Origin of the sequence: Lysobacter enzymogenes, from assembly GCF_023617245.1 — a bacterium.
GTDB lineage: Bacteria > Pseudomonadota > Gammaproteobacteria > Xanthomonadales > Xanthomonadaceae > Lysobacter > Lysobacter yananisis.
Map to the genome: position 1 here is coordinate 2,642,927 of NZ_CP067396.1, position 26,448 is coordinate 2,669,374.

26 protein-coding genes, 1 tRNA gene and 2 pseudogenes are annotated in these 26,448 nt (G+C 70.8%); 18 read left to right on the forward strand and 11 right to left on the reverse strand.

The window, feature by feature from the left end; all coding sequences use genetic code 11:
- Nucleotides 1-83 precede the first annotated feature (83 nt).
- From JHW41_RS11135 to JHW41_RS11155, 5 genes are read right to left on the reverse strand one after another with little or no spacing between them, the layout of a single operon-like run.
- Nucleotides 84-935 (reverse strand): STM4011 family radical SAM protein, encoded by an 852-nt coding sequence (locus JHW41_RS11135; RefSeq protein WP_250449931.1) that lies wholly within the window; start codon nt 933-935, stop codon nt 84-86.
- Between the two features lie 3 nt (nt 936-938).
- Nucleotides 939-2,318 carry an STM4012 family radical SAM protein gene (locus JHW41_RS11140; RefSeq protein ID WP_250450951.1) on the reverse strand — a complete coding sequence of 460 codons (1,380 nt, stop codon included), beginning with the start codon at nt 2,316-2,318 and terminating at the stop codon, nt 939-941.
- Nucleotides 2,319-2,335: 17 nt separating this feature from the next.
- Complete coding sequence (locus JHW41_RS11145; RefSeq protein WP_057947873.1) at nt 2,336-3,169, reverse strand: STM4013/SEN3800 family hydrolase; 834 nt, start codon at nt 3,167-3,169, stop codon at nt 2,336-2,338.
- Nucleotides 3,162-4,331, reverse strand: a complete 1,170-nt coding sequence (locus JHW41_RS11150; RefSeq protein ID WP_343226618.1) for an STM4014 family protein — start codon at nt 4,329-4,331, stop codon at nt 3,162-3,164. Before JHW41_RS11150 ends, JHW41_RS11145 begins: the two co-directional genes overlap by 8 nt.
- A gap of 28 nt (nt 4,332-4,359) precedes the next feature.
- Nucleotides 4,360-5,271 carry an STM4015 family protein gene (locus JHW41_RS11155; RefSeq protein WP_057947872.1) on the reverse strand — a complete coding sequence of 304 codons (912 nt, stop codon included), beginning with the start codon at nt 5,269-5,271 and terminating at the stop codon, nt 4,360-4,362.
- A 14-nt stretch (nt 5,272-5,285) separates the two neighbouring features.
- Here JHW41_RS11155 and JHW41_RS26865 point away from each other — a divergent pair.
- Nucleotides 5,286-5,444 (forward strand): annotated as a pseudogene (locus tag JHW41_RS26865) (DUF6053 domain-containing protein); the annotation flags it as partial.
- Here the strand turns inward: JHW41_RS26865 and JHW41_RS11160 are convergent.
- Nucleotides 5,390-7,114 (reverse strand): annotated as a pseudogene (locus tag JHW41_RS11160) (hypothetical protein); the annotation flags it as partial. The pseudogenes JHW41_RS26865 and JHW41_RS11160 overlap by 55 nt on opposite strands.
- Before the next feature lie 48 nt (nt 7,115-7,162).
- Between JHW41_RS11160 and JHW41_RS11165 the strand changes: the two are divergent.
- On the forward strand, nt 7,163-9,331 hold the full coding sequence (locus JHW41_RS11165) for a TonB-dependent receptor (RefSeq protein WP_250450952.1): 2,169 nt from the start codon (nt 7,163-7,165) through the stop codon (nt 9,329-9,331).
- A 317-nt stretch (nt 9,332-9,648) separates the two neighbouring features.
- The gene (locus tag JHW41_RS11170; protein WP_428995501.1) at nt 9,649-12,987 is read left to right on the forward strand and encodes a PAS-domain containing protein; all 3,339 of its coding nucleotides are present in this window, start codon (nt 9,649-9,651) and stop codon (nt 12,985-12,987) included.
- A gap of 330 nt (nt 12,988-13,317) precedes the next feature.
- On the opposite strand, the gene JHW41_RS11175 is transcribed toward JHW41_RS11170, so the two are convergent.
- Entirely contained in the window at nt 13,318-13,980 is a 663-nt protein-coding gene (locus JHW41_RS11175; protein WP_250449933.1) for a response regulator transcription factor, read from the reverse strand.
- A gap of 103 nt (nt 13,981-14,083) precedes the next feature.
- On the opposite strand from JHW41_RS11175, the gene JHW41_RS11180 reads away from it, so the two are divergent.
- The 4 genes from JHW41_RS11180 (at nt 14,084) to JHW41_RS11195 (ending at nt 19,483) form a co-directional block, all read left to right on the forward strand.
- Nucleotides 14,084-16,039 (forward strand): D-(-)-3-hydroxybutyrate oligomer hydrolase, encoded by a 1,956-nt coding sequence (locus JHW41_RS11180; RefSeq protein WP_250449934.1) that lies wholly within the window; start codon nt 14,084-14,086, stop codon nt 16,037-16,039.
- A 184-nt stretch (nt 16,040-16,223) separates the two neighbouring features.
- The gene (locus JHW41_RS11185) at nt 16,224-16,838 is read left to right on the forward strand and encodes a CDP-alcohol phosphatidyltransferase family protein (RefSeq protein WP_250449935.1); all 615 of its coding nucleotides are present in this window, start codon (nt 16,224-16,226) and stop codon (nt 16,836-16,838) included.
- 142 nt (nt 16,839-16,980) lie between these two features.
- Nucleotides 16,981-18,411, forward strand: a complete 1,431-nt coding sequence (gene phaE / locus JHW41_RS11190) for a class III poly(R)-hydroxyalkanoic acid synthase subunit PhaE (protein ID WP_250449936.1) — start codon at nt 16,981-16,983, stop codon at nt 18,409-18,411.
- Between the two features lies 1 nt (nt 18,412).
- A complete protein-coding gene (locus JHW41_RS11195) occupies nt 18,413-19,483 on the forward strand; it encodes a class III poly(R)-hydroxyalkanoic acid synthase subunit PhaC (protein WP_078996336.1) in 1,071 nt (356 codons plus the stop codon).
- Here JHW41_RS11195 and JHW41_RS26870 read toward each other — a convergent pair.
- Nucleotides 19,389-19,847: a DUF6053 domain-containing protein gene (locus tag JHW41_RS26870; protein WP_428995538.1), complete on the reverse strand. Its 459-nt coding sequence runs from the start codon at nt 19,845-19,847 to the stop codon at nt 19,389-19,391. The genes JHW41_RS11195 and JHW41_RS26870 overlap by 95 nt on opposite strands.
- Here JHW41_RS26870 and JHW41_RS11200 point away from each other — a divergent pair.
- The 4 genes from JHW41_RS11200 to JHW41_RS11215 all read left to right on the forward strand — a co-directional run bounded on the left by JHW41_RS11200 (nt 19,728) and on the right by JHW41_RS11215 (nt 21,563).
- Nucleotides 19,728-20,453 carry an SGNH/GDSL hydrolase family protein gene (locus JHW41_RS11200; RefSeq protein ID WP_250449937.1) on the forward strand — a complete coding sequence of 242 codons (726 nt, stop codon included), beginning with the start codon at nt 19,728-19,730 and terminating at the stop codon, nt 20,451-20,453. The two genes, JHW41_RS26870 and JHW41_RS11200, sit on opposite strands and share 120 nt — an antisense overlap.
- Nucleotides 20,454-20,476: 23 nt before the next feature.
- A complete protein-coding gene (locus JHW41_RS11205; protein ID WP_158229801.1) occupies nt 20,477-20,857 on the forward strand; it encodes a DUF5329 domain-containing protein in 381 nt (126 codons plus the stop codon).
- Between the two features lie 46 nt (nt 20,858-20,903).
- On the forward strand, nt 20,904-21,107 hold the full coding sequence (locus JHW41_RS11210; RefSeq protein ID WP_057947864.1) for a PspC domain-containing protein: 204 nt from the start codon (nt 20,904-20,906) through the stop codon (nt 21,105-21,107).
- Nucleotides 21,108-21,212: 105 nt separating this feature from the next.
- Nucleotides 21,213-21,563, forward strand: a complete 351-nt coding sequence (locus JHW41_RS11215; RefSeq protein ID WP_309153752.1) for a hypothetical protein — start codon at nt 21,213-21,215, stop codon at nt 21,561-21,563.
- Here JHW41_RS11215 and JHW41_RS26875 read toward each other — a convergent pair.
- Nucleotides 21,450-21,716: a DUF6053 domain-containing protein gene (locus JHW41_RS26875; RefSeq protein WP_428995502.1), complete on the reverse strand. Its 267-nt coding sequence runs from the start codon at nt 21,714-21,716 to the stop codon at nt 21,450-21,452. The genes JHW41_RS11215 and JHW41_RS26875 overlap by 114 nt on opposite strands.
- On the opposite strand from JHW41_RS26875, the gene JHW41_RS26880 reads away from it, so the two are divergent.
- Nucleotides 21,655-21,786 (forward strand): DUF6053 domain-containing protein, encoded by a 132-nt coding sequence (locus JHW41_RS26880; RefSeq protein ID WP_428995503.1) that lies wholly within the window; start codon nt 21,655-21,657, stop codon nt 21,784-21,786. The genes JHW41_RS26875 and JHW41_RS26880 overlap by 62 nt on opposite strands.
- A 482-nt stretch (nt 21,787-22,268) precedes the next feature.
- Entirely contained in the window at nt 22,269-22,805 is a 537-nt protein-coding gene (locus JHW41_RS11220) for a hypothetical protein (RefSeq protein WP_078996333.1), read from the forward strand.
- A 96-nt stretch (nt 22,806-22,901) separates the two neighbouring features.
- Here JHW41_RS11220 and JHW41_RS11225 read toward each other — a convergent pair whose 3' ends face one another.
- Nucleotides 22,902-23,732, reverse strand: a complete 831-nt coding sequence (locus tag JHW41_RS11225; protein WP_250449938.1) for an NRDE family protein — start codon at nt 23,730-23,732, stop codon at nt 22,902-22,904.
- Nucleotides 23,733-23,957: 225 nt separating this feature from the next.
- Between JHW41_RS11225 and JHW41_RS11230 the strand changes: the two genes are divergently transcribed.
- The 3 genes from JHW41_RS11230 to JHW41_RS11240 all read left to right on the forward strand — a co-directional run bounded on the left by JHW41_RS11230 (nt 23,958) and on the right by JHW41_RS11240 (nt 24,596).
- Nucleotides 23,958-24,275: a hypothetical protein gene (locus tag JHW41_RS11230; RefSeq protein ID WP_250449939.1), complete on the forward strand. Its 318-nt coding sequence runs from the start codon at nt 23,958-23,960 to the stop codon at nt 24,273-24,275.
- 2 nt (nt 24,276-24,277) lie between these two features.
- Entirely contained in the window at nt 24,278-24,442 is a 165-nt protein-coding gene (locus tag JHW41_RS11235; RefSeq protein ID WP_250449940.1) for a hypothetical protein, read from the forward strand.
- A 67-nt stretch (nt 24,443-24,509) separates the two neighbouring features.
- Nucleotides 24,510-24,596: transfer RNA gene (locus tag JHW41_RS11240), tRNA-Leu, on the forward strand.
- Nucleotides 24,597-25,181: 585 nt separating this feature from the next.
- Here the strand turns inward: JHW41_RS11240 and JHW41_RS11245 are convergent.
- Nucleotides 25,182-25,358: a hypothetical protein gene (locus JHW41_RS11245; RefSeq protein ID WP_250449941.1), complete on the reverse strand. Its 177-nt coding sequence runs from the start codon at nt 25,356-25,358 to the stop codon at nt 25,182-25,184.
- Nucleotides 25,359-25,557: 199 nt separating this feature from the next.
- Between JHW41_RS11245 and JHW41_RS11250 the strand changes: the two genes are divergently transcribed.
- Together JHW41_RS11250 and JHW41_RS11255 are read left to right on the forward strand one after the other, a co-directional pair.
- Nucleotides 25,558-26,028, forward strand: coding sequence for a hypothetical protein (locus tag JHW41_RS11250; RefSeq protein WP_250449942.1), 471 nt, complete (start codon nt 25,558-25,560; stop codon nt 26,026-26,028).
- Between the two features lie 7 nt (nt 26,029-26,035).
- Nucleotides 26,036-26,410 (forward strand): hypothetical protein, encoded by a 375-nt coding sequence (locus JHW41_RS11255; RefSeq protein ID WP_250449943.1) that lies wholly within the window; start codon nt 26,036-26,038, stop codon nt 26,408-26,410.
- Nucleotides 26,411-26,448: the final 38 nt, after the last annotated feature.

The following is a 26,448-nucleotide window of genomic DNA, read 5'->3' on the forward strand; positions in this document are numbered from 1 at the left end:
TCCTTTGCGAAAGGGAGGGGCGGGGCCGCTCGATGCGGCGGCCTGGAGGGGTGGGGCGGCGGCCAGGACGGCCGTCGCTACAGCTAGACGAACGAGGGCACGCGTTCCAGTACGCCGCCGGCGTAATCGCGCTGGAACGGCAGGTCGGGACGATGGGCGTAGCCGATGTAGCAGTCGCAGCGCGCGTTCGGGCAGGCGCGCTGGCGCAGTTGGGCGGCGAAGCTGCCGTCGTAAAGGTTGCCCAGCGGCTGGTCGACGAAGTGGCAGCGGCGCACGTCGCCGTCGCCGTCGACCGAGACCACGCTCTCGCCGGTCAGGCACGGTGCGCCCAGGCTCGGCGCGGGCGCGAGGTTGTAGCGGAAGTGCGGGTCGATGGCTTCGATCCGCGCGATCTGGGCGGCGTCGTAGTAGTCCGGCGGGCGCGGGTCGAAGGCGTTGACCCACATCGGCGTCGTCGCCGGCAGTTCGCGCCGCATCGCTTCGATCTCGTCGAGGTCCTCGAGCAAGCCGACCATGCCGACGCTGTGGCGCACGCCGCGCCGGTCCAGTTCGCGGCAGCGGGCCAGGAACGCGGCGCGGGTCACCTGGCTCGGGTGGTAGGTGCACCACAACGCGAGCCTGGCGAGGTCGGCGTCGTCGAGCCAGCGCAGGCCGACGCAGAGGTTGGTCTGGATCGCGGCGCGGCGCACGTGCGCCATCCGGCTCAGCGCGACCAGGGCCTGGCGGTAGTGGCGGCGGACCAGGCCTTCGCCCCAGGGCGTGAACAGCACCGACAACTGCATGCGCTGCGCCCCGGCCCAGTCGACGAAGCGGGCGAGGTCGGCGGCGTCGCGGCGCAGCGCCTCGCGGCTGTCGTAGGTCTTGGCGAACGGGCAGTAGCCGCAGTCGTAGTTGCAACTGCTCAGGCGGCCGCGATAGAGCACGGACAGGTGCATGGCTCAGCCCAGGCGGTAGTCGCGCATGCGTTCGACCATGGCCGCCGAGGCCAGCCACGGGCCGATGGTGTCGGCGCGGGCGAGGCCGGCGTCGGTCAGTTCGATCCATTCGCCGTTTTCGACCGCCAGCGCGTGTGCGAACAGTTCGCGCAGCTGCGGCAGGTGATCCAGGCAGTCGGCGCCGAAGCGGCGGCGGTAGTCGGCGCGGTCGAGGCCGGGGCGGATCAGCAGCGACTGGATCGCGTGCCGGCGCCGGCGTTCTTCCTCGCCCAGGGCGATGCCGTAGTCGGCGGCGGCGAAGGAGGTCGCGTCGCGTTCCAGGTAGTGGTCGAGGATCTCGGCGACGCTGCGCCGGGCGACCCCATACTCGCTGGAGTAGTGCAGGGTCGAGGTATACGAGCGCGCGCCGCAGCCGATGCCGACCATGCCGTCGCTCTGGCAGCAGTACACCGGCGCGGCGACGTCGGGCGCGTGCGGCGCGCGGAACATGCGCATCGACACCTGCTGGTAGCCGGCGGCGAGCAGGCGGTCGCGGCCGGCCTGGTACAGGGCCAGGCGCTCGTCCATCGGCTCGGCCTGCAGCGGCAGGCGCGCGCCGGCCTTGGCTTCGAACTTCGCCTCGGCCTTGGCTTCGATCCGGCCCAGCCCGGTCAGCGGGCGCACGTACAGCGGATACAGGTAGAGCTCTTCCGGGCGGTGTTCGAGCGCGCTGTCGATCGACGCCAGGAAGCTGGCGACGGTCTGCCCGGCGATGCCATAGATCAGGTCGAGGTTCAGCGTAGGCACGCCGGCGGCGCGGATCGCGGCGATGGCCTGTTCGACCACCGCGCGCTGCTGCGGCCGCACCAGCGCGCGCACCTCGGCCTCGCTGAAGCTCTGGATGCCCATGCTGACCCGGTCGATGCCGCGCTCGCGGCACAGCCGCATCTTTTCCTCGTCGACGGTTTCCGGCGAGACCTCGATCCCGGCCGGGATCGCATGCAGGTCGATAGCGGCGTGGCGTTCGACCATGTCGAACAGCCGCCGCAACTGCGCCGCGTCGAGATAGCTCGGGGTGCCGCCGCCGATCGCGAAGCGGACGAAGCGGTGTTCGTCCAACGCCTCGCAGGTGGCGCGCAGCTGGCGCTCCATCTGGTCGAGATAGCGCTCGACCTTGGCCGGCTCCGGCCGCGCCAGCGCGAACAGGTTGCAGAAGCCGCAGCGGTAGCTGCAGAACGGCACGTGCAGGTACAGGAACAGCGAATCGCGCGGTTCGCCGGCCCACAGCTCGCGCAGGCCGCGCGGCGGCTGCAGCGGGCGGTAGGCGGTCTTGTGCGGATAGGAATACGAATAGGCCTGGTACGGCGGCAGGCGCAGCAACTCGGCCAGGCTCGGGGCGGCGATGGTATGGGCGACGGCGTTCATGGATCGAGGAAGAAGTGCGCGTAGGGCACGGTCATCACCGTGTCGTGGGCGAGGCGGTGGCCATGGAAGCCGTCCTCGCCGTAGGCGGTGCCGTGGTCGGAGCAGACGATGGCGAAGGCGCCGCCGCGCGCGCGCAGCGCGTCCAGCAGCGGCGCCAGCGCGGCGTCGACGTAGCGCAGCGCGGCGCGATGGCTGGCGTAGCCGTCGGCGTCCGCGCCGGGCAGGTAGTGGCGGTTGGGCTGGTGCAGCGCGGAGACGTTGACGAAGACGAAGCAGCGCCGGTCGCGCAGTTCTTCGCTGCCCAGGCGTTCGCAGGCCAGCGCGACCTGGCGTTCGGTCGAATCCGGCGCGGTCACGCCCAGGCCCGGATGCCAGTGGCTTTCGTCGAACAGGCCGGGAAACTGCGAGCCGAGCGGATTGCGTTTGTTGAAGAAGCCGACGCCGCCGATGCAGATCGTGCGATAGCCGGCGTCGCGCAGGCCCGAAACGATGTCGGCGCGATCGCGGAACACGTGGGTGCCGGCGGCGGTGGTCTCGCTGCCTTCGAAGTCCAGCGCGAACAGGCGCGGATGCGGTCCCGGTCGCGCCGGGGTCGGCAGGAAGCCGGCGAAGAACGCGGCGTGCGCGGCGTAGGTGAAGCTGCCGGGCGTGTGCCGGCGTTCCCAGCCGTGCGCGTGCAGGCATCGCGCCAGCACCGGCAGTTCGCCGCGCGCGAAGCATTCCTGCGCGGCGTCGAAACGCAGGGTGTCGAGGGTGACCAGCAACAGGTCGCGCCGGCCGACCACGGCGCGCATGTCGGGGTTGTCGTAGCGGGCGGCGGACTCAGGCATGCGCCGGCTCCGGCGCGTGCGGCGCCTGCGGCGCGTTCGGTGCCGGCACCGGACGCAGCAGCGCCTGGTCCTGGTAGGTGCTCAGGCCCCGCCACGGCAGGTCGAGCAGCAGGTCGCCGAAGGCGTTGGCTTCCAGCACCCAGCTGCGGCCGTCGCGCAGGATCAGGTCGAAGCCGATCATGCGGCTGCGCGGGAACGCCATCGCCGCCTGCTGGGTGGCGATTTCCAGCGCGTGCATGGCCGAATCGTCGAGCCACTGCGCCAGCGCGCCGCGGCGGTTGCCCAGGTGCAGGTTGGTTAGCGGGCCGCGGCCGACGCGGGCGACGCGGTGGCGCAGGAATCCGTCCAGGGCGACCGCGCGGATGTCGTAGTGGCCGCCTTCGCCGTCGGGCGCGCGCGGCTTGGGAATCCAGCGCTCGACGTAAGCGCCTTGCGCGGCGATCGCGTCGACCAAGCGCGCGATCTGCGCGCCGTCGTCGTAGCGGCGCGGCCGCAGCGAGTTGAACACGCGCGCGACGCCGCCGTCTTCGACCAGTTCGGCCGAGCCGTAGGCCGCTTCGCGCCCGCTGCGGTCGGCGCGATAGGCCAGCACGCCGGCGCCGGACGAACCGTAGCGGGCCTTGACGAACACCTGGCCGGCGCCGTGCTCGCGCAGCAGCGCGCGCAGGTGTTCGTAGCCGTGCAGTTCGCCGAGCAGCGGCGGGATCGCGATGCCCTGCGCGCGCAGGCGCAGCTGGCAGGCGAGCTTGTCGCTCATGCCGGCGATGTCGTCGGGCGGATTCAGGTAACCGGCGCGCGCGGGCAGGGCGTCGAGCAACTCGCGAAACCCCGCGTACCAATAGTGCTGGTACGCCAGTTCGCCGTGCTGGAGCGGTCGCGGCGGCGCGCCGGACGCGCCGAGCGCGCGCCAGCCGCGCTCGATCAGGGCCGCGTGCAGGGCCGGGGCTTCGCCCGGCGATTCGATCTTGACCAGCGCGCCCGGCCGCGCGGCGATGCGCTCGGCCGCGCGCTGCGGCGTGGCGAGCGCGCCGCCGTCGAGCCCGTCGCCGAGCCCGCCGTCGAGCAAGTCCTCGTAATGCAGTTCCTCGGCCGCGGCCAAGCCGCGTTCGCGCAGGGCCTGCTGCAGCCCGCGCAGCCGGCGGCTGTCGCGCGGACCGATCAGCAGCCAGCCGGGGGGCGCCATGGGCTGCTTACTCGGACACCGCCACGTAGCGGTCGCCGTCGTCCTCTTCCTCGGGATCGTCGAGCACCACCTGGCACGGCAGCGCGCGCAGCTTGGCCTGCCACTCTTCGGAGATGTAGTGGTGGCTCAGGTCGATGCGCTCCAGCGCGCCGAGGTTCGGGCTTTCCGCCAGCGCCTGCGCGCCGACGTCGCCGATGGTGCCCAGCGACAGGTCCAGGGTCTGCAGCGAGCCCAGCCACGGTTGCTGCGCCAGCCACACGGCCACTTCGTCGCTGATTTCCGAATCGCGCAGGCCCAGGTAGCGCAGGCGCTCGGGACCGATCTTGGCGAGCAGGTTCTGGTACGGGGCCAGGCCGCCGTCGAAACCGTAGTTGTCGCTGCCGAGCCACAGCTCCAGGTGCTTGAGCGCGGGCAGGGTCGAGCCGGCGACGGCGTCGACGATCTGGCTCGGCAGGCCGCCGCATTCGATCGCCAGCTCTTCCAGCGCGTCGTGCGAGAACGCCTGCAGTTCCAGGCTGGTGGAGCCGCGCACGCGCAGCGACTGCAGCTGCGGGAACGCGGCCAGCAGCGGGTTGTAGGAGGTCTGGGTGATCCACGAGATCTCGCAATCCTCGTAGGTCATGTCGCCGAAGAACAGCGCGGTCAGCTTGGGCAGCTTGGCGCGGTATTCGATCAGCGCGTCGATGTAGCCCTGCGGGCCCTCGTCGTGGGCCTCGCTCCAGGCGCCGACGATCAATGTTTCCAGTTCGGCCGGATCGACCTTGGACAGGAAGTCGTCGAGCAGCGCACGCTGGCTCTCTTCGCTGTCGTAGTCCTGGGTCAGCCGGTAGACCACGTCGCCGCCGGCGGGCGTGGCGCCCATGCGGAATTCGACGACGCGTTTGCCGCGGTAGATCTGCGAGTATTCGCCGATGGTCACGTGGGGCTCCTTGCCTGCGTTGGGTAAACGAGGGCGAAGCATACCTAAGGAGCGGCGACTGTTGTAACCATCGCCTGCGGGCGGCTGGTGTGGGAGGGGCTTCAGCCCCGATGCTTTTGTGCAAGATCGCCGCGACCGGAACGAACAGCATCGGGGCTGAAGCCCCTCCCACAACAGCGCGAGCGCTCAGACCAGCCCGGTGGCGTAGAACGTCGCGATCACCACGAACACCGCCGCGGTCTTGATCAGGGTGATCGCGAATACGTCCTTGTAGGCCTGGCGGTGGGTCAGGCCGGTCACCGCCAGCAAAGTGATGACCGCGCCGTTGTGCGGCAGGGTGTCCATGCCGCCGGAGGCCATCGAGGCCACGCGGTGCAGCACTTCCATCGGAATGTTCGCGGCCTGGGCGTTGGCGATGAAGGTCTCCGACATCGCCGCCAGGGCGATGCTCATGCCGCCGGACGCCGAACCGGTGATGCCGGCCAGCGCGGTGACGGTGACCGCCTCGTTGACCAGCGGGTTGGGAATCGCGCCGAGCGCGTTGGCGACCACCAAAAACCCCGGCAGCGCCGCGATCACCGCGCCGAAGCCATACTCGCTGGCGGTGTTCATCGCCGCCAGCAACGCGCCGCCGATCGCGGCCTTGCTGCCTTCGGCGAAACTCTTCGTCACCGGCTTCCAGGCGAACGCCAGCACCGTGGCGATGCCGAGCAGCAACGCGCCTTCCACCGCCCAGATCGCGGCGACCTTGGACACTTCCTGCACCACCGGCGCGGCGTCGCCGATCACCGCCGGGACGAAGCTGTGTTGCTTGCCGTAGAACCGCGGCAGCCATTCGCTGAAGAGCTTGTTGGCGACGCCGACGACCAGCAGCGGCGCGATCGCCACCAGCGGATGGGCGAGGGTGCCGCCGGCGAACGGCGCCGGCTCGTTGACGAGTTGCGTGCCGTAGCCTTCGCCGGCCTTGAGCGCGCTGCGCCGGCGCCAGTTCAGATAGATCAGGCCGACGATCAGGATGAACACCCCGCCGAGCGTGCCCAGCCACGGCGCGGCCCAGGTGTCGGTGCCGAAGAACGCGGTCGGGATGATGTTCTGGATCTGCGGGGTGCCCGGCAGCGCATCCATGGTGAAGGTGAACGCGCCCAGCGCGATGGTGCCGGGGATCAGCCGCTTGGGGATGTCGCTCTGGCGGAACAGCTCGGCGGCGAAGGGATAGACCGCGAACACCACCACGAACAGCGACACCCCGCCGTAGGTCAGCAGCGCGCACACCGCGACGATGGCGAGCATCGCGCGTTCGCGCCCGACCAGGCGGATCGTCGCGGCGACGATCGACTTGGAGAAGCCCGAGGTCTCGATCACCTTGCCGAAGATCGCGCCGAGCAGGAACACCGGGAAATACAGCTTGAGGAAGCCGACCATCTTGTCCATGAACAGGCCGGTGAACATCGGCGCGACCAGCGCCGGGTCGGTCAGCAGGACCGCGCCCAGCGCCGCCACCGGCGCGAACAAGATCACGCTGTGGCCGCGATAGGCGACGTACATCAGGAAGCACAGCGCGGCCAGCACGATCAAAAACGCCATCGGTTCGGATTCCCCTCATTGCGGCGCGGGCGGCGGGCCCGGCTGCGCGCAGTGTCGGCAATGCGGCGGCGCGGGCGGCATTGTCCGAAGGTACAGCTGCCGGGCGCGGCGGCCGGCTCCTAGGCTGTGCGCCATGACGGGGAACTGCGCGGCGCGACGGCGTCGCGCGCCGATTCCGCGCAGGCATCGCACACATTCGCACCCAGCTCCCGGGGGAGGGACAGCCATCGTGATCCGCATCAACGCACACTCCCGCCATGGCGGCGCACGCCGCGCCGCGCTCGCTTCCGCCGTCGCCTTCGCCTTGATGGCGCCGGCGGCCTGGGCGCAGGACGCCGCGCCGGCCGCGGGCGAGGCCAAGAACCTCGGCGGGGTCACCGTGACCGCGCGCAAGCGCGAGGAAACCCTGCAGGAAGTGCCGGTGGCGATCACCGCGTTCACGCCCGAGGCGCTGGACCGGCTCAACATCGAGGACCTCAGCGACCTCGACGCGCAGGTGCCGAACCTGACCATTTACGCCGCGCGCGGTTCCTCCAGCACCATCACCGCCTACATCCGCGGCGTCGGCCAGTCCGATCCGCTGTGGGGCGTGGACCCGGGCGTCGGCATCTACATGGACGATGTCTACATCGCCCGCCCGCAGGGCGCGCTGCTGGACGTGTTCGACGTCGAACGCATCGAAGTGCTGCGCGGCCCGCAGGGCACGCTGTACGGCAAGAACACCATCGGCGGCGCGATCAAGTACATCTCGCGCGGCCTGCCGACCCAGTTCGACGGCTTCGCCGCGGTCACCGTCGGCAACTACGGCCAGCTCGACGTCAAGGCCGCGGTCGCCGGCCCGATCGGCGGCGCCACCCAGGGCGGCGACGCCACCCTGCGCGGTCGCCTGTCGGTGGCCAGCCTCAACCGCGACGGCTTCGGCGAGAACCGGCTCACCGGCCAGGACGTCAGCGACAAGGAGATCCTGGCCGTGCGCGGCAGCCTCGGCGCCTACGTCAGCGACGCGGTCGACATCCAGTTCGCGTTCGACTGGATGGACGACCAGTCCGGCGTGCGCGGCGCGAAAATGCTCGCGCCCAACCGCTTCGCCCCGGGGCTGGCGCCGCTGGACGACCGCTACGACATCCGCAGCGGCATGCCCAACGTCAACGACACCACGATCAAGGGCGTGTCGGCGGTGGTGAACTGGCGCGCCAACGAGGACTGGACGTTCAAGTACGTCGTCGCCAAGCGCGAGTCCGACACCGAGACCAACATCGATTTCGACACCCTGCCGAACAAGATCGCCGACGTGAAGGCGTTCTACAGCGACGAGCAGGTCAGCCACGAACTGCAGGCCAACTACGACGGCGGCGGCCGCGCGCGCGGCGTGATGGGCATCTACGCCTTCGACGGCGAGGCCGGCGGGCAGGTGCTCAACAACTTCTTCAACGCCAGCTTCGGCGACACCCAGGGCACGGTCTATACCGAATCGCTGGCGTTCTACGCGGACTGGACGTTCGACCTGACCGACAAGCTCAAGCTCGACGTCGGCGCGCGCTACACCGACGAGGACAAGCGCGCCAAGGTGTTCAACCAGGGCTATCGCGACGCCAGCTTCACCGTGCCCAGCGGCGCGATCCTGGCCAACTTCGACCGCAAGATCAATTTCAAGAACACCTCGCCGAAGGTCTCGCTGGACTACCAGCTGACCCCGGACGTCATGGTCTATGGCCTGGCCACGCGCGGCTTCAAGTCCGGCGGCTACAACATCCGTGCCCAGGCCGCGGCGGTGCCGCGCTCGGCCGAGCCGTTCGACGACGAGGTCGTCGACAGCTACGAGCTGGGCACGAAGATGGCCTTCTTCGACCAGCGCCTGTTCCTGAACCTGTCGTACTTCCACAACAAGTACAAGGACATCCAGCTGTCGGTGTTCACCGCCTACGACAGCAACGGCGACGGCACCGAGGACGCGTTCTTCGGCGACTTCACCAACGCCGGCAAGGGCACGGTGCAGGGCCTGGAAGTCGAGTACCAGTGGCTGCCGAGCCAGAACTGGCTGATCTCCGGCAACCTGGCCTGGCTCGACGCCAAGTACGACGAGTTCATGTACGCCGGCGTCAACATCGCCAAGGAACAGGAGTTCACCAACGCGCCCGAATTCTCCGGCGCGCTCAACCTGGAGTACCGCACCGATCTGTCCGACGGCAGCAATCTGTCGGCTCGGGTGGGCTACAGCTACCAGAGCGAAGTGGTCGCGACCACCGAGATCGTGCGCACCGGCGCGCTGCCGATCACCCAGGACGGCTACGGCCTGGTCAACGCCGGCGTGACCTGGAAGAGCCAGGGGCCGTGGACGGTGTCGCTGCAGGGCAGCAACCTCGCCGACAAGGAATACCGCACCACCGGCTACAGCCTGAACTCGGCGCTGGGCGTGTACACCGGCTTCTACGGCGCGCCGCGCCAGTACTCGCTGACGGTCAAGTACGACTTCTGATTTCGTTCCAAGCGTCGAAAGGGGAGTGCGGCCGGGACGCCGCGTAGGGCCTGCGTTCGGGGGACGCAGGCCCGGATTTTTTGAGGGCGGGGCAGGGACGCCCCGTTCGCTTTCGTGGCCGCGGGTCGCGCCGATGCCCGGCGCCACCACTGTAGGAGCGGCGCAAGCCGCGACCGCGGGGTTGCAGGCCGCGTAGAAAGTTTCGGCGTAGTTGCATCGCCGCAGTCGCGGCTCGCGCCGCTCCTGCAGGGCGCTTTCGCGGCCGCGCTGTTCCGGGCCGCATCCCACCGCTATCCTGCGCCGATGCGCCGCCTGCCATGCCCATGCTGAGCCTCACCACCGTCGCCCTGGCCAGCCTGGCCTGGCTGGCGCTGATGTTCGGCACCGCGCTGTTCGCCGAGCGCCGGCCGGGCGTGCTGGCGCGCCATTGGCATCACATCTACGCGCTGTCGCTCGCGGTGCATTGCACCTCCTGGACGTTCTACGGCACCGTCACCCAGGCCGCGCGCTACGGCTGGCCGCTGCCGCCGACCTTCCTTGGCTCGATCCTGTTCTACGCCCTGGCCGTGGGCTTCATGGTGAAGCTGGTGCGGCTCGCGCGCGAGACCAACGCGACCTCGCTGGCCGACCTGATCGCCACCCGGCTGGGCAAGGACGCGTGGCTGGCCGCGCTGGTCACCCTGATCGCCGCGCTCGGCCTGATTCCGTACATCGCGCTGCAATTGAAAGCGGTGGCGATGAGCTTCGCCATGCTCACCACCCGCGCCACCGACGGCGCCGCGCTGCCGGCGTGGCGCGACAGCGCGCTGTACGTGGCGCTGGCGATGGCGCTGTTCGCGATGCTGTTCGGCACCCGCCGCGCCAGCGCCGCCGAACACAATCGCGGGCTGGTGCTGGCGATGGCGTTCGAGTCGGTGTTCAAGCTGGCGGCGATGCTGGCGTTGGGCGCGTTCGTGTGGTTCGGCCTGGATGCGCTGCCGCCAGCGCCGGCGCAACCCGCGCCGCCCAGCGATCCGGCCGGCGGCTTCGCCCCGCTGGTGCTGCTCGGCGCGCTGGCGATGTTCATCCTGCCGCACCAGTTCCATGTCGCGGTGGTCGAATGCCGCGACGAACGCGACGTGCGCACCGCGCGCTGGCAATTCCCGCTGTACCTGCTGCTGATCGCCGCGCCGGTGCTGCCGGTGGCGATGCTCGGCCAGCGCCTGCTCGGCGCGCAGGTGCCGTCCGATCTGTACGTGCTGGCGCTGCCGTTGGCGCAAGGGCAGCAGGGGTTGGCGCTGTTCGCCTTCCTCGGCGGGCTCAGCGCCGCCACCGGCATGGTCGTGGTCAGCACGCTCACGCTGAGCCTGATGATCGGCAATCACTGGTTCGCGCCGAACCTGCTGCGCGGGGCGTGGTCGCGCAACCGCGACTTGCGCGGACGGGTGCTGGCGCTGCGCCGCGCCGGCATCGTCGCGATCATGCTGCTGGCCTGGGGCTACAGCCGGCTGATCGCCGGCAGCGAGGCGCTGGCCGATGTCGGCGCGGTCTCGTTCTCGGCGCTGGCGACGCTGGCGCCGGCGCTGGCGTTCGCGGTGTGGCGGCCGCAGACGCCGGCGCGCGCGGCCATCGCCGGCATCGCCGCCGGCTTCGCGGTGTGGGCGTGGACGTTGTTGCTGCCGATGCTGTTCGAGGCGCGCGGGGCGGTGCCGGCCTGGGTCGCGCAGGGGCCGCTGGGGCTGGAATGGCTGGCGCCGGAGCGCCTGTTCGGCCTGACCGGCTGGAGCCGGCTCGGGCGCGCGGTCGGCGCCAGCCTGTTCGCCGGTAGCTTGGTCACGATAGTGGCCGCGCTGTGGCGGCGCGAACCGGCGCGCGATGCGCGCCGCGGCCTCGACGCGCAGACCCTGCGCAACGCCGGCCTGCGCTTCCTGCCGCGCGAGCGCGTCGCGCAGTTGCTCGACGGCGTGCCGACCGGCGCGCCGGTGGCGGCGGCGGTGGAAGCCGGGGTGGAGCGCGAACTGGCCGCGGTGCTGGGCTCGTCGTCGGCGCGGGTGCTGCTCGACGCGGCGCGGCGCGAGGCCGGGCGCGATCTCGACACGGTCGCGGCGATCGTCGGCGAAGCCTCGGCCGACCTGCGCTTCAACCAGCGCGTGCTGGAAGCGGCGCTGCAGAACATGAGCCAGGGCATCAGCGTGGTCGACGCGCAACTGCGGCTGGTGGCGTGGAACCGGCGCTACGCCGAATTGTTCGATTTCCCGCCGGAGCTGCTGCAGGTCGGCCGTCCCATCGCCGACCTGGCGCGCTGGGCGATGCACCGGCTGCCGTTCCAGGGCGATCTCGAACGCGCGCTGCAGCGGCGCCTGGCCTACATGCGCGCCGGCACCGCGCACCTGTCCGAGCGCGTGCTCGCCGACGGCAGCATCCTGGAGATCCGCGGCAATCCGATGCCCGGCGGCGGCTTCGTCGCCACCTTCACCGACGTCACCGCGTTCCGCCGCGCCGAAGCGGGGCTGATCCAGGCCAACGAAACGCTCGAGCAGCGCGTGGCCGAGCGCACCGCCGACCTGGAAGTCGCCACCCAGGAAGCGCAGCGCGCCAACGAAGCCAAGAGCCGCTTCCTCGCCGCGGTCGGCCACGACCTGATGCAGCCGCTGCACGCCGCGCAATTGTTCGCCGACGCGCTCGGCCAGCAGGTCGACGACCCGGCCCAGCGCGACACCGTGGCGCGCATCGGCGGCGCGCTGGAATCCACCGGCGACCTGCTGACCGGCCTGCTCGACATGTCGCGCCTGCAGGCCGGCGGGCTGGAGCCGCAGCCGCGCGAGTTTCCGCTGGCCGAAGTGCTCGACCCGCTGGCCGCGCAGTTCGCCGCGATCGCCGCCGCGCGCGGCCTGCGCTTTCGCTACGTGCCCACGCGCGCGTGGACCCGCAGCGATCCGCAACTGCTGCGGCGGGTGCTGCAGAACTTCCTCGCCAACGCGGTGCGCTACACCGCGCGCGGCCGCGTGCTGCTGGGCGTGCGCCGCACCGGCGGCGGCCTGCGCATCGAGGTGCACGACAGCGGGCCGGGCATCGAGCCGGCCCAGCGCGAGGCGATCTTCGAGGAATTCCGCCGCGGCCCGGATGCGCCGGGGCAGGGCCTGGGTCTGGGCCTGTCGATCGCCGACCGCATCGCGCAGTTGCTGCAGGCGCCGTTGAGCCTGCGCAGCGAAGTCGGCCGCGGCACCGCGTTCGGCGTGCGCGTGGCGGCGGTGCGCGCGGCGCAGGCGCCGCTGCCGGCGGGCGCGCGCGGCGCCTTGGCCGGCTTGCGCGTGCTCGCGGTCGACAACGACGCGCAGGCGCTCGCCGCGCTGGCCGAAACGCTGAAGCGCTGGGGCTGCGACGTGGCCACCGCCGCCGACGATGCCGGCGCGCGCGCGGCGTTGCGCGCGGCGCCGGCGCAACTGTGGCTGTTCGACTTCCACCTCGACCGCGACGACACCGGCCTGGCCCTGGCCGCGCGCCTGGAGGCCGAGTTCGGCGCGCGGCCGTGCCTGTTGCTCAGCGCCGACGGCAGCGCGCCGGTGCGCGCGGCGGTGCAGGCCGCGGGCCGCTCGCTGCTGGCCAAGCCGGTCAAGCCACTGGCGCTGAAGTCGGTGCTCGACCGCCTGCTCGCGGCCGCCGCGGCGGCCGGCTGAACGGGCTCGGGGCCGGGCCGGGCGGGGCCCGGCGCGGTCCCGACGAGCGGCGGACGGTTCCGCGACGGACGTCGAGAAATCCACTGGCGATTTTTTCGCCAAATCTGTTGCAATGCTTATGTAACAAAGGATTGCGCCCCCTCGCACCCCCGCTGTCCGCAGGTTTGTCCACAGGCTGTGTGGACAACATTGGGCCTCGCGGTGAGGCCCGGAGAGCTTGACGTGAGCCTGGGTGAGCGGCTAAGGACCGCGAACAGGAACAGAGAACGAGCGTCGCTGTAGCGACCGCGACGAAGCCGCTTCGGCGATCCCCGATTGCGGCTGTCGGGACTACTCGATCCGGCGCGCCGGATCGGCCAGTTCCAGCTCGCGCAACACCACGCCGGCCTGGGTGCGGTTGCGCACGCCGAGGCGGTCGAAGATCGCCGACAGGTGCGCCTTGACCGTGCGCTCCTGGACGTCCAGGCGATCGGCGATCTGCTTGTTGAGCAAGCCCTGGGCGACCAGGCTCAGCACCCGGAACTGCTGCGGCGACAGGCTGGCCAGACGCGCGGCGAGGTCGGCGTCGCCGCGTTCGCTGTGGGTGCGCGCGACCGCCGCGCGCAGCGACGCGGGCAGCCACTGTTCGCAGGCCAGCACCGCGCGGATCGCGTCGCGCAGTTCGTCCAGGCCCGAGCTCTTGGGCAGGTAGCCGGCGGCGCCGTGGTCGAGCGCGCGCCGGACCACGCGCGGATCGTCGTTGGCCGACACCACCGCGACCGCTGTGCCGGGGAACTGCGCGCGGATCGCGGCCAGGCCGGCGAGGCCGTGGTTGCCGGGCATGTGCAGATCGAGCAGGACCAGATCGATGCCCGGTTCGGCTTCCAGCGCGGCCAACGCGTCGTCGAGCGTGCCGGCCTCGCGCACCACGGTCTCGGGCACCGCGTCGGCGGCGGCCTGGCGCAGCGCGGCGCGGAACAGCGGATGGTCGTCGGCGATCAGCAGGGTCGGCATCGCCGCAAGCGTAGCAGGCCGCGGCGACGGCGCCGCGCGCCCGCGGCGCGCAGGTGTACCAAAGTACGATGAGCGCGAGCCGGCGGCTTGCTAGCCTGCGCGGATGAGCGCCCATACCCTACGCACCGCGGCCCTGGCCGCCTCCCTGCTGCTGGCCTGCGCGGCCGGCGCCGCCAGCGCCGCGCCGGCGCGCACGTCCGCGGCCAAGCCGGCCGGCAAGACGACCGCACAGGACTCCGCCGCGATGTTCAGTTCCGAACGCCAGACCGACCACCGCGACCGCGACGATCTGCTCAGCGCCGGGCTCGGCCTGGACGGCCTGCGCGCGATGGTGCCGCCGGCGTTCGCCGACGCCGCCCATCCGACCGCGGCGGAACTGCGCCGGCGCGCGTTGTGGTCGAACTGGCGCGGCATCGCCGATCTCGCGCCCGGCGGCGGCTACGGCGAGCTCTACGGCAGCGTGGCCCCGGTGCCGGGCCGCGAGTACAGCGCGTTCGCGCGCCTGCCCGGGGCGAAACAGCCGCACCGCGTGCTGGTGCAGGTGCCCGACGGTTTCGATCGCGACAAGCGCTGCATCGTGGTCAGCGCCTCGTCGGGTTCGCGCGGCATCTACGGCTCGATCGCCGTGGCCGGCGCCTGGGGCCTGCCCAAGGGCTGCGCGGTGGCCTACACCGACAAGGGCGCGGGCACCGATTACTTCGATCTCGACGCCGGCCTCGGCGTGCGCGCCGACGGCACCGTCGGCAAGCCGGGCGACGGCGAACTGGCGTTCGAACCCGACGCGCAGGCGCGCAAGGCCGGCGGCGTCGCGTTCAAGCACGCGCATTCGCAGGACAACCCCGAGGCCGACTGGGGCCGGCACGTGCGCCAGGCCGCGCAGTTCGCGCTGCGCGCGCTGGACCGCGCGTTTCCCGACGCGGCGCCGTTCACCTGGGCCAACACCCGGGTGATCGCGGTCGGCATCTCCAACGGCGGCGGCGCGGTGCTGCGCGCGGCCGAATTGAACGACGAGCCCTGGCTCGACGCGGTGGTCGCCGGCGAGCCCAACGTCTACGTCGCCGGCGCGCGGCCGCTGTACGACTACACCACCCAGGCCGCGCTGCTGATGCCGTGCGCGCTGCTGCACAAGCCGCTCGGCGCGATGCCGGTGGCGCCGCTGACCGGCGACAGCGCGCAATCGTTCTGCGACTTCGCGGCGGAGCATGACCTGCTCGGCGACGCCGCGCGCACGGGCGACACCGCCGCGCGCGCGCAGGCCGCGTACGAGCGCATGCGCGGCGACGGCTGGAGCGACGAGGCGCTGCGCGCCGGCGCGCTGTCGGTGAATTTCGACCTGTGGCGCGCAGTCGCGGCGACCTATGCCTCGGCCTACGGCCGTTACGCGCCGGCGCTCGGCGAAGGCGCCGGCGCCGACCAGCCGTGGGTGCGCTACGTCTATTCGGCGGCGACGCCGGCCGGCCCCGACGCGCCGCCGCTGGCGCGCGCGGCCAGCGACGGCGAGCGTGCCACGTGGTGGGCCGACGCCAGCGGCATTCCGCCGGGCGCGGGCGTGCAGCTGTTCGGGCCGCCGGTCGCCGGCGCGACGCCGCGCGTGGACGGCATGGCCGGCCTGCGCGAACTGTGGACCGGCCTGCCGCTGCGCGCTGGCGTCGACAAGGCCGCGCTGCGCCGCGCCGGCGAGCGCGTGCGCAAGGGCGTGGAGCAGACCCGCGCCGGCGCGCCGCGCAAGGGCCTGCCGATGATGGTGGTGCACGGCCTCGACGACGGCCTGATCCCGCCGGCGTTCAGCAGCGCGCCGTACGTGGCGGTGGCGCGCAAGGCCGGCGCGCAGGTGAGCTATTGGCAGATCCGCAACGTGCAGCACTTCGACGCCTTCCTCGGCCTGCCGGCGCTGGGCGCGCGCTACCTGCCGCTGCTGCCGTACGTGTACGCGGCGCTGGACCGGGTCGATGCGCACCTGGCCGGCGGCGCGGCGCTGCCGGGCGACGCGGTGGTCGAGACCGTGCCGCGCGCGCAGGGGCAGGGGATGAAGGCCGACAACCTGGCTGTGCCGAAGTAAGCGCCGCCGCGGCGGCGGTTGGCGCGGGATTCAGCCGCCGCGCGGGCGGCCGCGCGTAGCGGCGCTCGCGCACGCGGCCGCTGGTGGACGTGCGACCTTGGCCCCTTGCGGCGAATGCGCCGGCTTTGGCAGGCTGAACGCCCCCAGGCGGCCCGCGCGGCCGCCGGCCACGGAGCTGCGCCGCATGCCGCGTCATTTCTCGATGCTCCGCGAGTTCCACCTCGCGGACTGGTTCACCCTCGCCAACGCCTTCTGCGGCACCGGCGCGATCTTCGCGGCGATGCGCTTCCTGCAGGACGGCGACGTGCGCAACCTGATGATCGGCATGGCGCTGATCCCGCTGGCGTTCGTGTTCGACGCGCTCGACGGCCGCGTCGCGCGCTGGCGCAAGTCGTCGTCCACGCTCGGGCGCGAACTCGATTCGCTCGCCGACGTGATCTCCTTCGGCGTCGCCCCGGCCGCGCTGGCCTATGCCTGCGGCCTGCAGGGCGGCTGGGACTGGGTGGTGCTGAGCTACTTCGTCGGTTGCGGCGTGAGCCGCCTGGCGCGCTACAACGTCACCGCCGAGGCGCTCGTCGGCGACGAAGGCAAGGTCAAGTATTTCGAAGGCACGCCGATCCCGACCAGCCTGCTGCTGGTGATCGTGCTGGCGGTGGCGGCATGGCAGGGCGCGATCGGCGAGAACCTGTGGTTCGGCGGCGTGCGCGTCGGCCCGTGGCTGTTCCATCCGCTGGTGCTGATGTTCGCGCTGTCGGGGTCGCTGATGATCAGCAAGACGCTGCGTATTCCGAAACCCTGAGCGCAACGCGCGTCGCGGCTTCGTCCCTTCCTGCAGGAGCGGCGCGAGCCGCGACCGCGACACCGCGCTTGCGGCGCAAGCTTGCGGCCCCGCAGTCGCGGCCCGCGCCGCTGCTACAGGAAGCGGTCGCATTCACGCCGTTGTGTGCCTCACGACACAGGCAGCGCCCGGCAACGCGCCATTGCTATCATCCGGGCAAACCCTGGAGGCGGCGATGGCGAATTTCGGTTTCGGCTCGAACAATCCCGGCGATTTCGGCGCCGGTTTCAATCCGCAGGATTTCGAGCGCCTGGCGCGACAGTACTGGGGCGCATGGGGCGAGATGATGCGCGGCGCGCAACCGCAGCCGCCGGCGCAGCCGTCGATCCCGGGCTGGAGCGAGGCGCTGAACTGGTGGTCGCAACTGGCCAAGGGCGGCGGCCAGCCGCAGGTGCAGGACACGCTCGACCGCTTCAACAGCCAGGCGCGCGGCTGGTTCGGCGAGATCCAGAAACTGGCCGCGCAGTTCGCCGGCCGCGACGCGTCCGCGGCCGACATCGCCGGCGCCTGGAAGCAGGCGCTGGGCGGGCAGGGCGCCAATCCCTTCGCCGACGTGTTCGGCGCGATGCGCGGCCCCGGCCAGCAGGATTTCGCGCGCTGGGCCGAACAGGTCAAGCCGTTCCTGGAACGCCTCAGCGACGGCGGCGCCAGCCTGCTCGGACTGCCCGCGTTCGGTTTCGCGCGCGAGCACCAGGAGCGCGTGCAGCAACTGGCCCAGGCCTATCTGAATTACCAACAGCAGAGCCAGGCCTACAACGCGCTGATGGCCGAGGCCGGCCAGGACGCGTTCAAGCGCTTCGAGGACAAGCTGGCCGAACGCAGCGAGCCGGGCCGCCAGATCGGCAGCGCGCGCGCGCTGTTCGATCTGTGGATCGACGCGGCCGAGGACGCCTACGCCGAGATCGCGCTGTCGCCGCGTTTCCGCGACGCCTATGCGGCGCTGGTCAATTCGCAGATGCGTTTGCGCGCCGGCGTGCAGAAGGAGATCGAGCAGGCCAGCGGCCAGTACGGCATTCCGACCCGCACCGAGATCGATTCGGCGCACCGCAAGATCGTCCAGCTCGAGCGCGAGTTGCGTCGCCTGCGCGACGAACTGCAGCGGTTGCGCGGCGACGACGGCGGCGAGCCTGCCCTCGGGGCCGGGCCGGCGACGAAGAAGGGCGCGGGCGCCAAGCCCAAGCCGCGCGCGGCGCAGGCCGGTGCGGCGGCGAAGGCGCAGCCGGCGACGGTCGAGCCGGTTGCCGCGAAGGCGGCGGCGCCCAAGCCGGGCGCTTCCGGGCAAGCGGCATCGAAACAACTTGGCTCGAAGCTGGCCGGCTCGAAGCAGGCCGCGCCGAAGCAGGTTTCATCCAAGCCGGCCGCTTCAAAGCCGGTCGTTGCCAAGCCGGCCGGCAAGAGCGCCGCGAAGAAAACCGCCATCGCCCGGCCGCAGCCGCCGGCGCGCCCGGCCGCCGCCAAGGCCGCCGCCGCGTCCAAGCGCGCCGCCAAGCCGGCCGCGAAGTCGCTGAAGTCCGCCAAGCAGGGAGCGCGCTGAGATGACCGCACCGATCAACTTCACCGCCGAATCGCTGGCGCAGGAAGCGATGACCGCCCAGCGCAAGCTCAGCGCCGGCCTCGACACCCTGCACGAGGTCGACGACATCGACTACGGCGCGACCGCGCGCGAGGAAGTCTGGCGCGACGGCAAGGTCGCCCTGTACCGCTTCCGCGGCGAGCAGGCGCCGACCGCCAAGGCGCCGCTGCTGATCGCCTACGCCCTGGTCAACCGGCCGTACATGGTCGACCTGCAGGCCGACAAGTCGATCGTGCGCGGCCTGCTCGAACGCGGCCAGGACGTGTACATCCTCGATTGGGGCTATCCCGACCGCTCCGACCGCTATCTGGAGCTCGAAGACTACATCCAGCGTTTCCTCGGCGGCGCCGTCGACCACCTGCGCCGCGAATACCGCCAGGACGCGATCAACCTGCTCGGCATCTGCCAGGGCGGCGCGTTCTCGCTGTGCTACAGCGCGCTGAACCCGGCCAAGGTGCGCAACCTGATCACCATGGTCACGCCGGTGGACTTCCACACCCGCGACAACATGCTGTCGAACTGGACCCGCGGCTTGGACGTCGATCAATTCGTCGACACGCTCGGCAACGTGCCGGCCGACGTCATGAACTGGTGCTACCTCACCCTCAAGCCGTGGCGGCTGTTCGTGCAGAAGTACGTCGGCCTGATCGACATCCTCGACGACAAGCGCGCGCTGGAAGATTTCCTGCGCATGGAGAAGTGGATCTTCGATTCGCCCGACCAGGCCGGCGAGGCGTTCCGCCAGTTCATCAAGCAGTTCTACCAGGGCAACGGCTTCGTCAACGGCGGCATCGACATCGGCGGCCGCGCGGTCGACCTGGGCTATGTCGACATGCCGGTGCTCAACATCTACGCCGAGCAGGACCACCTGGTGCCGCCGGCCGCGTCGAAGGCGCTCAAGGACCTGGTCGGCAGCGAAGACTACAGCGAACTGTCGTTCAAGGGCGGCCACATCGGTATCTACGTCTCCGGCCGCGCCCAGCGCGAAGTGCCCGGCGCGATCCACGACTGGCTGACCCAGCGCTCGCGCTGAGCGCGCCCGCGCCTCCCACGATGCCGCCGCATCGTGGGAGCGCCTTCAAGCCCAACGCTTGCTGGCGGAGCCGCTTGGTGGGAGGGCCTTCAGGCCCGATGCTCTCCGTTCCGATCGCCGCGCACCGATATGCGCCGTCCTGCCTATGGGAAGACCTGCAGGCTCGCTGCCTGCGGCTAGCTTCAGCCCCCGCCTTAACGCCGCTCCGGTTAGTCTTCCACCCTGCCCATCGCGGAGTCCGCGCATGCGTCGTTTCCTGTTGCCGCTGTTGCTCGTCCTGCTCGCCGCCTGCGCCACCGCGCCGCAGCCCGGCGGCACCGCCGCTTCCGAAGTTCCCGCGCCCGCCGGCACCGCGCCGCGCGATTCGGCCGAATGGGAGCCGGCGATCCGCGCCTTCGAAGCGCAGGACGCGCGCGTGCGGCGCATGCCCGGCAGCGTGGTGTTCGTCGGCAGTTCCTCGATCCGGATGTGGACCACCCTGGCCGACGACTTCCCCGGCGTCGCCCTGATCAACCGCGGCTACGGCGGCTCGCGCGTGTACGATTCGGTCCACTACGCCGAGCGCATCGTCGTTCCGTACCAGCCGCGCGCGGTGGTGTTCTACGCCGGCGACAACGACCTCAACGATGGCCGCACCCCGCGCCAGGTGCGCGACGACTTCGCCGCCTTCGTGCGCAAGGTGCAGGCGGCCGCGCCGAAGGCGCGCATCGCCTTCGTCTCGATCAAGCCCAGCCCCTCGCGCGCCGCGTTGCTGCCGCAGGTGCGCGAGGCCAACGCCCTGGTCCGCGACTTCGCCCGCGGCGTGCGCAACGTCGATTATCTCGACGTGTACGCGCCGATGCTCGACGCCGGCGGCGCGCCGCGCGAGGAACTGTTCCTCGCCGACCGCCTGCACATGAACCGCGCCGGTTACGAGATCTGGATCGGCGTGGTCGGCCCGTGGCTGGCCAAGCTACCCTCGCCGGCATGAACGCAACGGCCTCTTCTTTCGGCATGGTCTTGGTCCTGGCGCTGGCCGCCGCCGCGCCCGCGCGGGCCGCGCCCTCGGCGCAGGCCGAGCGCGAGACCGAACACTTGATCCAGGCCCTGGGCCGCTCGGGCTGCCAGTTCGAGCGCAACGGCAGCTGGTACGACGCGGCCCAGGCGCAGGCGCACCTGCGCAAGAAACTGGCCTACCTGCGCAAGCGCGATCTGGCCGACACCGCCGAGCTGTTCATCGAGCGCGCGGCCAGCGAAAGCAGCCTCAGCGGCAAGCCTTACCACGTGCGCTGCGGCGGCGATGCGGCCACGCCGGCGGCCGCGTGGTTGCGGGCCAGGCTCGTTCAGCTACGCAACGCGAAACCGCCGTCGCCGGCGACGCCGCCGTCGCCCTGACGCGCTAGACTGGCCGCGGACCCACCGCCCGGAGCGCCCGCGGACGATGAGCAGCGCCACCCGATCCCTGTGCCGTTCGCGCCACGACCGGATGCTGGCCGGTGTCTGCGGCGGTCTCGCCTTGCGCCTGCGCTGGAATCCGGTGCTGGTGCGCGCGGGTTTCGTCGTGCTGGCATTGGCGACCTTCGTGCTGCCGGTCGCGCTGGCCTATCTGGTGCTGTGGTTGTTGATCCCGGAAGAGGGCTGCTGACTGGGCGCGGCGTTGCGAACCTGCGCCCGCGTGGCTGGCACCGCGCTCGGCGTGGTGTGGACCTCGCCGATCAGCGCGCTGGGCCTGCTCGCCGGCCTGCTGGCGATGCCGTTCGGCGCGCGCGCGCGCTGGCGCGGACGCGACCTGGCGCTGGTGTTCCAGCACTGGCCGTGGGGGCCGGGCGGGGCGATCACGCTCGGCAACGTAATCCTGCACACCGGCCACGATCTCGATTCGCTCTGCCACACCTACGCCCACGACGCCGGCCACGGCGAAGAGCCGCCGATCTGCCTGGCCGACCACGAGCGCGCCCACGTCTACCAGTACATGGTGCTGGGGCCGTTATTCCTGCCGCTGTACCTGGCGTGCGGCGGCATCAGCGTGCGCAACCGCTTCGAGCGCGCGGCCGACCGCTACGCCCAGACCGGGCGCGGCTGGTGGCCGTGGCCGGGCTGAGCGCGGCGGTTTTTCCCACGCGCGAATACACGCTCGACCAGACACATGAGTGCTCATCGACCTGGGCGCTAGCGATGACGCAGCCGCTGTTGTGGGAGGGACTTCAGTCCCGACGCTGTTCGATCCGATCGCCGCGAACGGGAACGAAAGCATCGGGACTGAAGTCCCTCCCACAACGGCGCACGTCGCTCGCACGTCGGGTGGGCCAACTATCGGTGGCTAGCATCGCGCTCACGCGGATTTGATCGCCGGCTAACGTGGGCGGCGCTACCCTGGGCGCGTCGGAGAACAATCAGCGGTCGCAAGTCTGTTGAAACCGTTGAAACCGCTCCGACAACGGAAGGCCCGGACACCCGAGGAATCTCCTCGAGGCCTGGGCCTTCTCATTTGCGCGCGGCTACGCGCGTGTTGGCTCCCGCGTCGCCCGCGCGCACCATCGCGGTAGAGCCGAGCGCCGCTGGCGCGGAAAAATGGCGCTTGCAGCCTATTCATTCGCGCGGCCGGCGCGGCACGCCGTCGCAGTCGGCGCAACGCCGCTGCGTTCTAATAAGCGCGTTCGGGACGCCCCTTCAAACACAACGACCGCGCGAGCGCAGGATGCGCCGCGCCGTCGGCGTGCGCGCGTTCCCGGATTCGCGCAGCGGCCGATGCGCGATCGCCGCGCTTCCACCGAAGCCGCCGCTCTTCCATCGAAAAGGAGCTTTCATGAAAATCGTCGCAATCGCGCTCGCCGGCCTGCTCGGGTTGGCCGCGCTGCAGCCCGCGCATGCCCAGTTCACCATTCCCAACGGCCCGTTCGCCGACGAGCAGGCGGTGGTGAACTGGTGGAACGCCAACAACACCAGCGGCGCGATCACCCAGGTCTTCTACAACGGCCGCAAGGTCTACCAGCGCCCGAACGGCTTCGGGCCGGCGCTGATCGTCAAGTACTACCGCTGCAAGCAAACCCAGGACGTGCGCACCCGCTGCGGCCATCATCTCGACGCGTTCTCGCGCGAGGACTGGCTGATCGACCAGATCGACACCCTCAACGGCACCCGCCCGGCGCTGTCGGACAGCGACATCTACCTCGACAACCAGCTCTATCGCGCCTACACCACGCCGACGCGGCGGGCGACCTACGGCCTGATCGGTTGCAAGGGCGAGCCGAGCTACCGCGAGCCCGGCGGCATCAGCTACTTCGTCGTGCGCGGTTACTCGCCGGACTTCAGCCCGCCGTACGTGGGCAAGTGTTTCTTCTGATCCGACCCTGATCGAAGGCCGGTATTACGCCGCGGGGATCGCATCCCCGCGGCGTTTTTACGTGGGTTCGCGCGGGACGCTCTGCGCGCGAACGCCTCAGCGCAGCGGCAGATGCGCCGCGCTTTCGCCGCCATCGGCGCCGTTGGGGCCGTAGCGGCGTTCGATGAAGTCGATGCCTTCCGCGCCGACCAGCACGATGGTGCTGCAGCGCGTGCCGTAGCGCTCGCCGAGCACGAACGGCGGCGACAGCAGGCGTTCGAGTTCCAGGCCGACGCCGGTGTCGGGCAGCGCCTCGTCGGGCGCGAGGGTGGTGTCGGCCATCGCCGCCAACAGCATCGCCAGGCCCGGGTCGGCGCTCGACGGCGCGTCGCCGTCGCGGCGCAGCGGCGCCTGCAGCGAGGCCGGCGAATCCAGCCACGCCGACAGCGCGCGCGTGGCCAGTCCGCTCTTGGGCCAGGCGGCGTCGAAGGCGCCGTTGGTCATCGCGTGCACGCCGGGGGCGACGGCGAAGGTCTGGTAGCCGCCGGCGCCCGCGGGCGGGTGGTTGCTGCCGAAGCGCAGCGCTTCGCCGTCCCACAGCAGCAGGTTGAAGCGGCCGAATTGCGCGGCGTCCGCGCGCAACGCGTCCAGGCATTGCCGCGCGCTCATCGCGCCGTGGACGAAGTCGCGCACCAGCGCGCCGCGCGAGCGCGGCGCGGTTTCGGGCTGGCGCCCGTCGCGCACGTTGGTGACCGCGGCGAGGCGGCCGCGGTCGGACACCATCAGCCAACTGCCGCCCTGCGAAAGATCGCGGCCGCCGAAGGCGTGCGCATCGTCGGGATCGGCGCCGGCCGGCGCGGTCGGCCGGGCGTGGGCTTCATCGCGGTTGGCGATCAACGCCAGGCGATAGCGGGGATGGTGTTGCCAGGCGAGGGCGATCAGGCACATGGCCGCATTCTAGTCCCGCCATCGCCGCATAGTTGCTCACAGCCGCGCGCGCGCGGCAACCGGCCGCGGGCGCAGTCCGGGCGGGACCTATGGCAGATGCCGCGGCGGCGCGCTGGCCATATTCTGGCCACCGTCGCATCGATTGAGATCGCTCCCCGCTTTGCTAGCCGGCTCGCAATTCGGCCGGCTCGCAGGGGAGGGCAATCGATGAATCGTGGCGCCAGGATGTTGTTGCAATTGTTCGCGCCGGCCGCGGTGGTCGCGGCGGGCGCGTTCGCCGCCGGGAGCCTGCTGGCGGACGCCGCCCAGGCCGCCGCGACGGCGCCGGCGGGTTCCTATGCGTGGCTGGCGCAGTGCCTGCAGTTCGGCGGCCTCGGCACGGCCGCGACGATGCTCGCCCATTCGTGCTGGCGCCTGTGGCGCTGGGAACGCGGCAGGGAGCCGCAATGCCCCTGCGGCGGCCTGTTGTCGCGGCCGCAGCGCAGCCGCCACGGCCGCCGCCGCCGCTGCCTGGGATGCCGACGCCCTCAACCGGAGACCTGACCATGCTCACCGCCGCCGCCATCCGTTGCACCGTCGCGCTGTGGCCGGTCGTGGCCGCGGCCGCGTCGGCCGGCGAACCCGGCGGCGGCGAGGCGCCGCCGCATCGCGACCCGCAGGACGAAGCGGCGGCCGCGGCCGAGCCGATCGAACCGTGCCGCCCCAGCTGAGCGTGCCTTTGCTGAGCCGGACGGGGCAGACGCCGGGCCCCGGCCTTGCTATGATGCGCCACCCGCTGCCGGAGTGGCGGAATCGGTAGACGCAGCGGACTCAAAATCCGCCGCCCTTAAAAGCGTGTGGGTTCGAGTCCCACCTCCGGCACCAAGCCCCTTTGCGGCTCAACGGTTTCAGCGGATTCGGTGTAATTCTTGGCAGCGCAGCGCGCGCCATCGCAGCGATTCTTGGCGCCCCACCGGCGCCGCACCCAAGTGCTCCGTTGTGGTCGCCTTCGCGCGGCAGCTCGCTTTTTCGTCCGCCCAACGACTTGCCCCGGCTGCGCTTGGTCGTTCCTGCCTTGGCGGATGGATAGCGCAGCAGGACCCGGCAGGGATTGGCCGACGGCTTATCTCGGCGCCGGTTTCATGCGTCCGCGGCCTGTGCGTCGTATCGATCGGCCACGCGAGCGTCTTTCCAGTTCCGGGCGATTCGCTTCGCGCTCGAATCCGGCCGAATGTTCGATGGCCCGCGCGCAATCCGAGCCGAGCGGCTCTTTCAGGCTCGCAGCGCGACGCAATCTGCTCAATATCCGACGAACGAAGCGGCAGGCATGCGTAAGGCGATTCATCGCGACCGACGTCTGGCGACGCTTCGCCGAGACGACAACGCCCCGGCGTTTCGCTGCGCCCTCGACGCGCTACCGCAAAAAACAAAGAAGGCCCCGAACGGGGCCTTCTTCCGATCAAGGGCTGGTCAACGCTGCGGGTTCTGTCCGCCGCGCTGCTGCTGGTCCTGATCGTCCTCGCCCTGATCCTGGCCGGGACGTTCGCGGTCCTTTTGTTCCTGGCCCTGTTGGCCCTGCTGGTCCCGCTTGCCGGGATCGCCCTGTTGACCCGGCTGACCGGGTTGGCCTTGCTGATGGTTGCCCATTTGCTCACCTCATGTTTGATCCGGATCGGAGCGACTCGGATCAGTCGAAGCTGCGCGTGGAGCGGTTAACGAGGCATCGCGTTTTCGCGCGCGGGCGATCACTGTTCGGGAACAACGCCGCAACAATTCGGGCGTAATGTCTGATCGATCCCGATTCAGGACTAAATCGTTCAGATCGAGCGGGACGGTCGCGGCGATAATGTCCGAGCGCTGCGCGTCGCATTATGGAAAAGGCGGCGCTGTTGCGTCGTTCGCGCGCGTCGCGATGAAAAACACAGGTTTGCTCGGTCACCCTACGCTCAATAACCGCGCCGCACCAGCTTTTTATTTTTCGCGGTTTTTCCGGCGATTTTGCGCGATGGCGCGCATACTGGCGTTCAATCGCAAAGAGTGGAGCGCCGTGGAACATCATGTCGAGTGGTTCCAGTTCACTCTCCCGATCGATCAGACGATAGGTCCGGAGGCGTTGCGCGCGCTGTGGATGCGCGCCTGCGGATCGACCAACGTTTCTGTCCAGCGCAATAGCCGAACGATCCTGGGGCGCAGGACTCCCGTTTACTCGCTGCGCGCGTCCGCGCGCCTGGGCGGGCTCGCGGTCGTCGAGGCCCGGTTGCGGGATTTGATGCAAGAGGCGCGATTGAACAGCAAGCTCACCGCCGTGGTCCGTTGAGGCACGCATGCAAAACAGTTTCGATATCGCCATTGGGCGCTGCCAGTCGGTCACCGGGAAAGAAGTCGTCGTCGAGTTGGATACGGCGATGGTCAGCCGCCTGGTCCCGGGTCACCCGTGGCATAGAAGCGGGACCAGCAAGCTCAAGCTGGCGATCGAGCTGTGCAGCGCGCAGCGTCCGCCGCAGCCGGGTTGCGAGACCTTTCTCAACCGGGACGCGATCTTGAAGAACCCTTCGGGCCGCTTCGACTTGCTCGGCGACGGACAGTTCACCGCCGTGCGCTTGAAGGCCTTGGCGGCGAACACCGAGCCCGAGTTGCTGGAGCCGGCGCCGAAGTTGAACTGGGCCGAACGCCGGGCGAGCCGGCCGCATCGCGCTTGAGCGCCCGCGCATCGCGCACGCTGCAGGCGCTTCGCCCG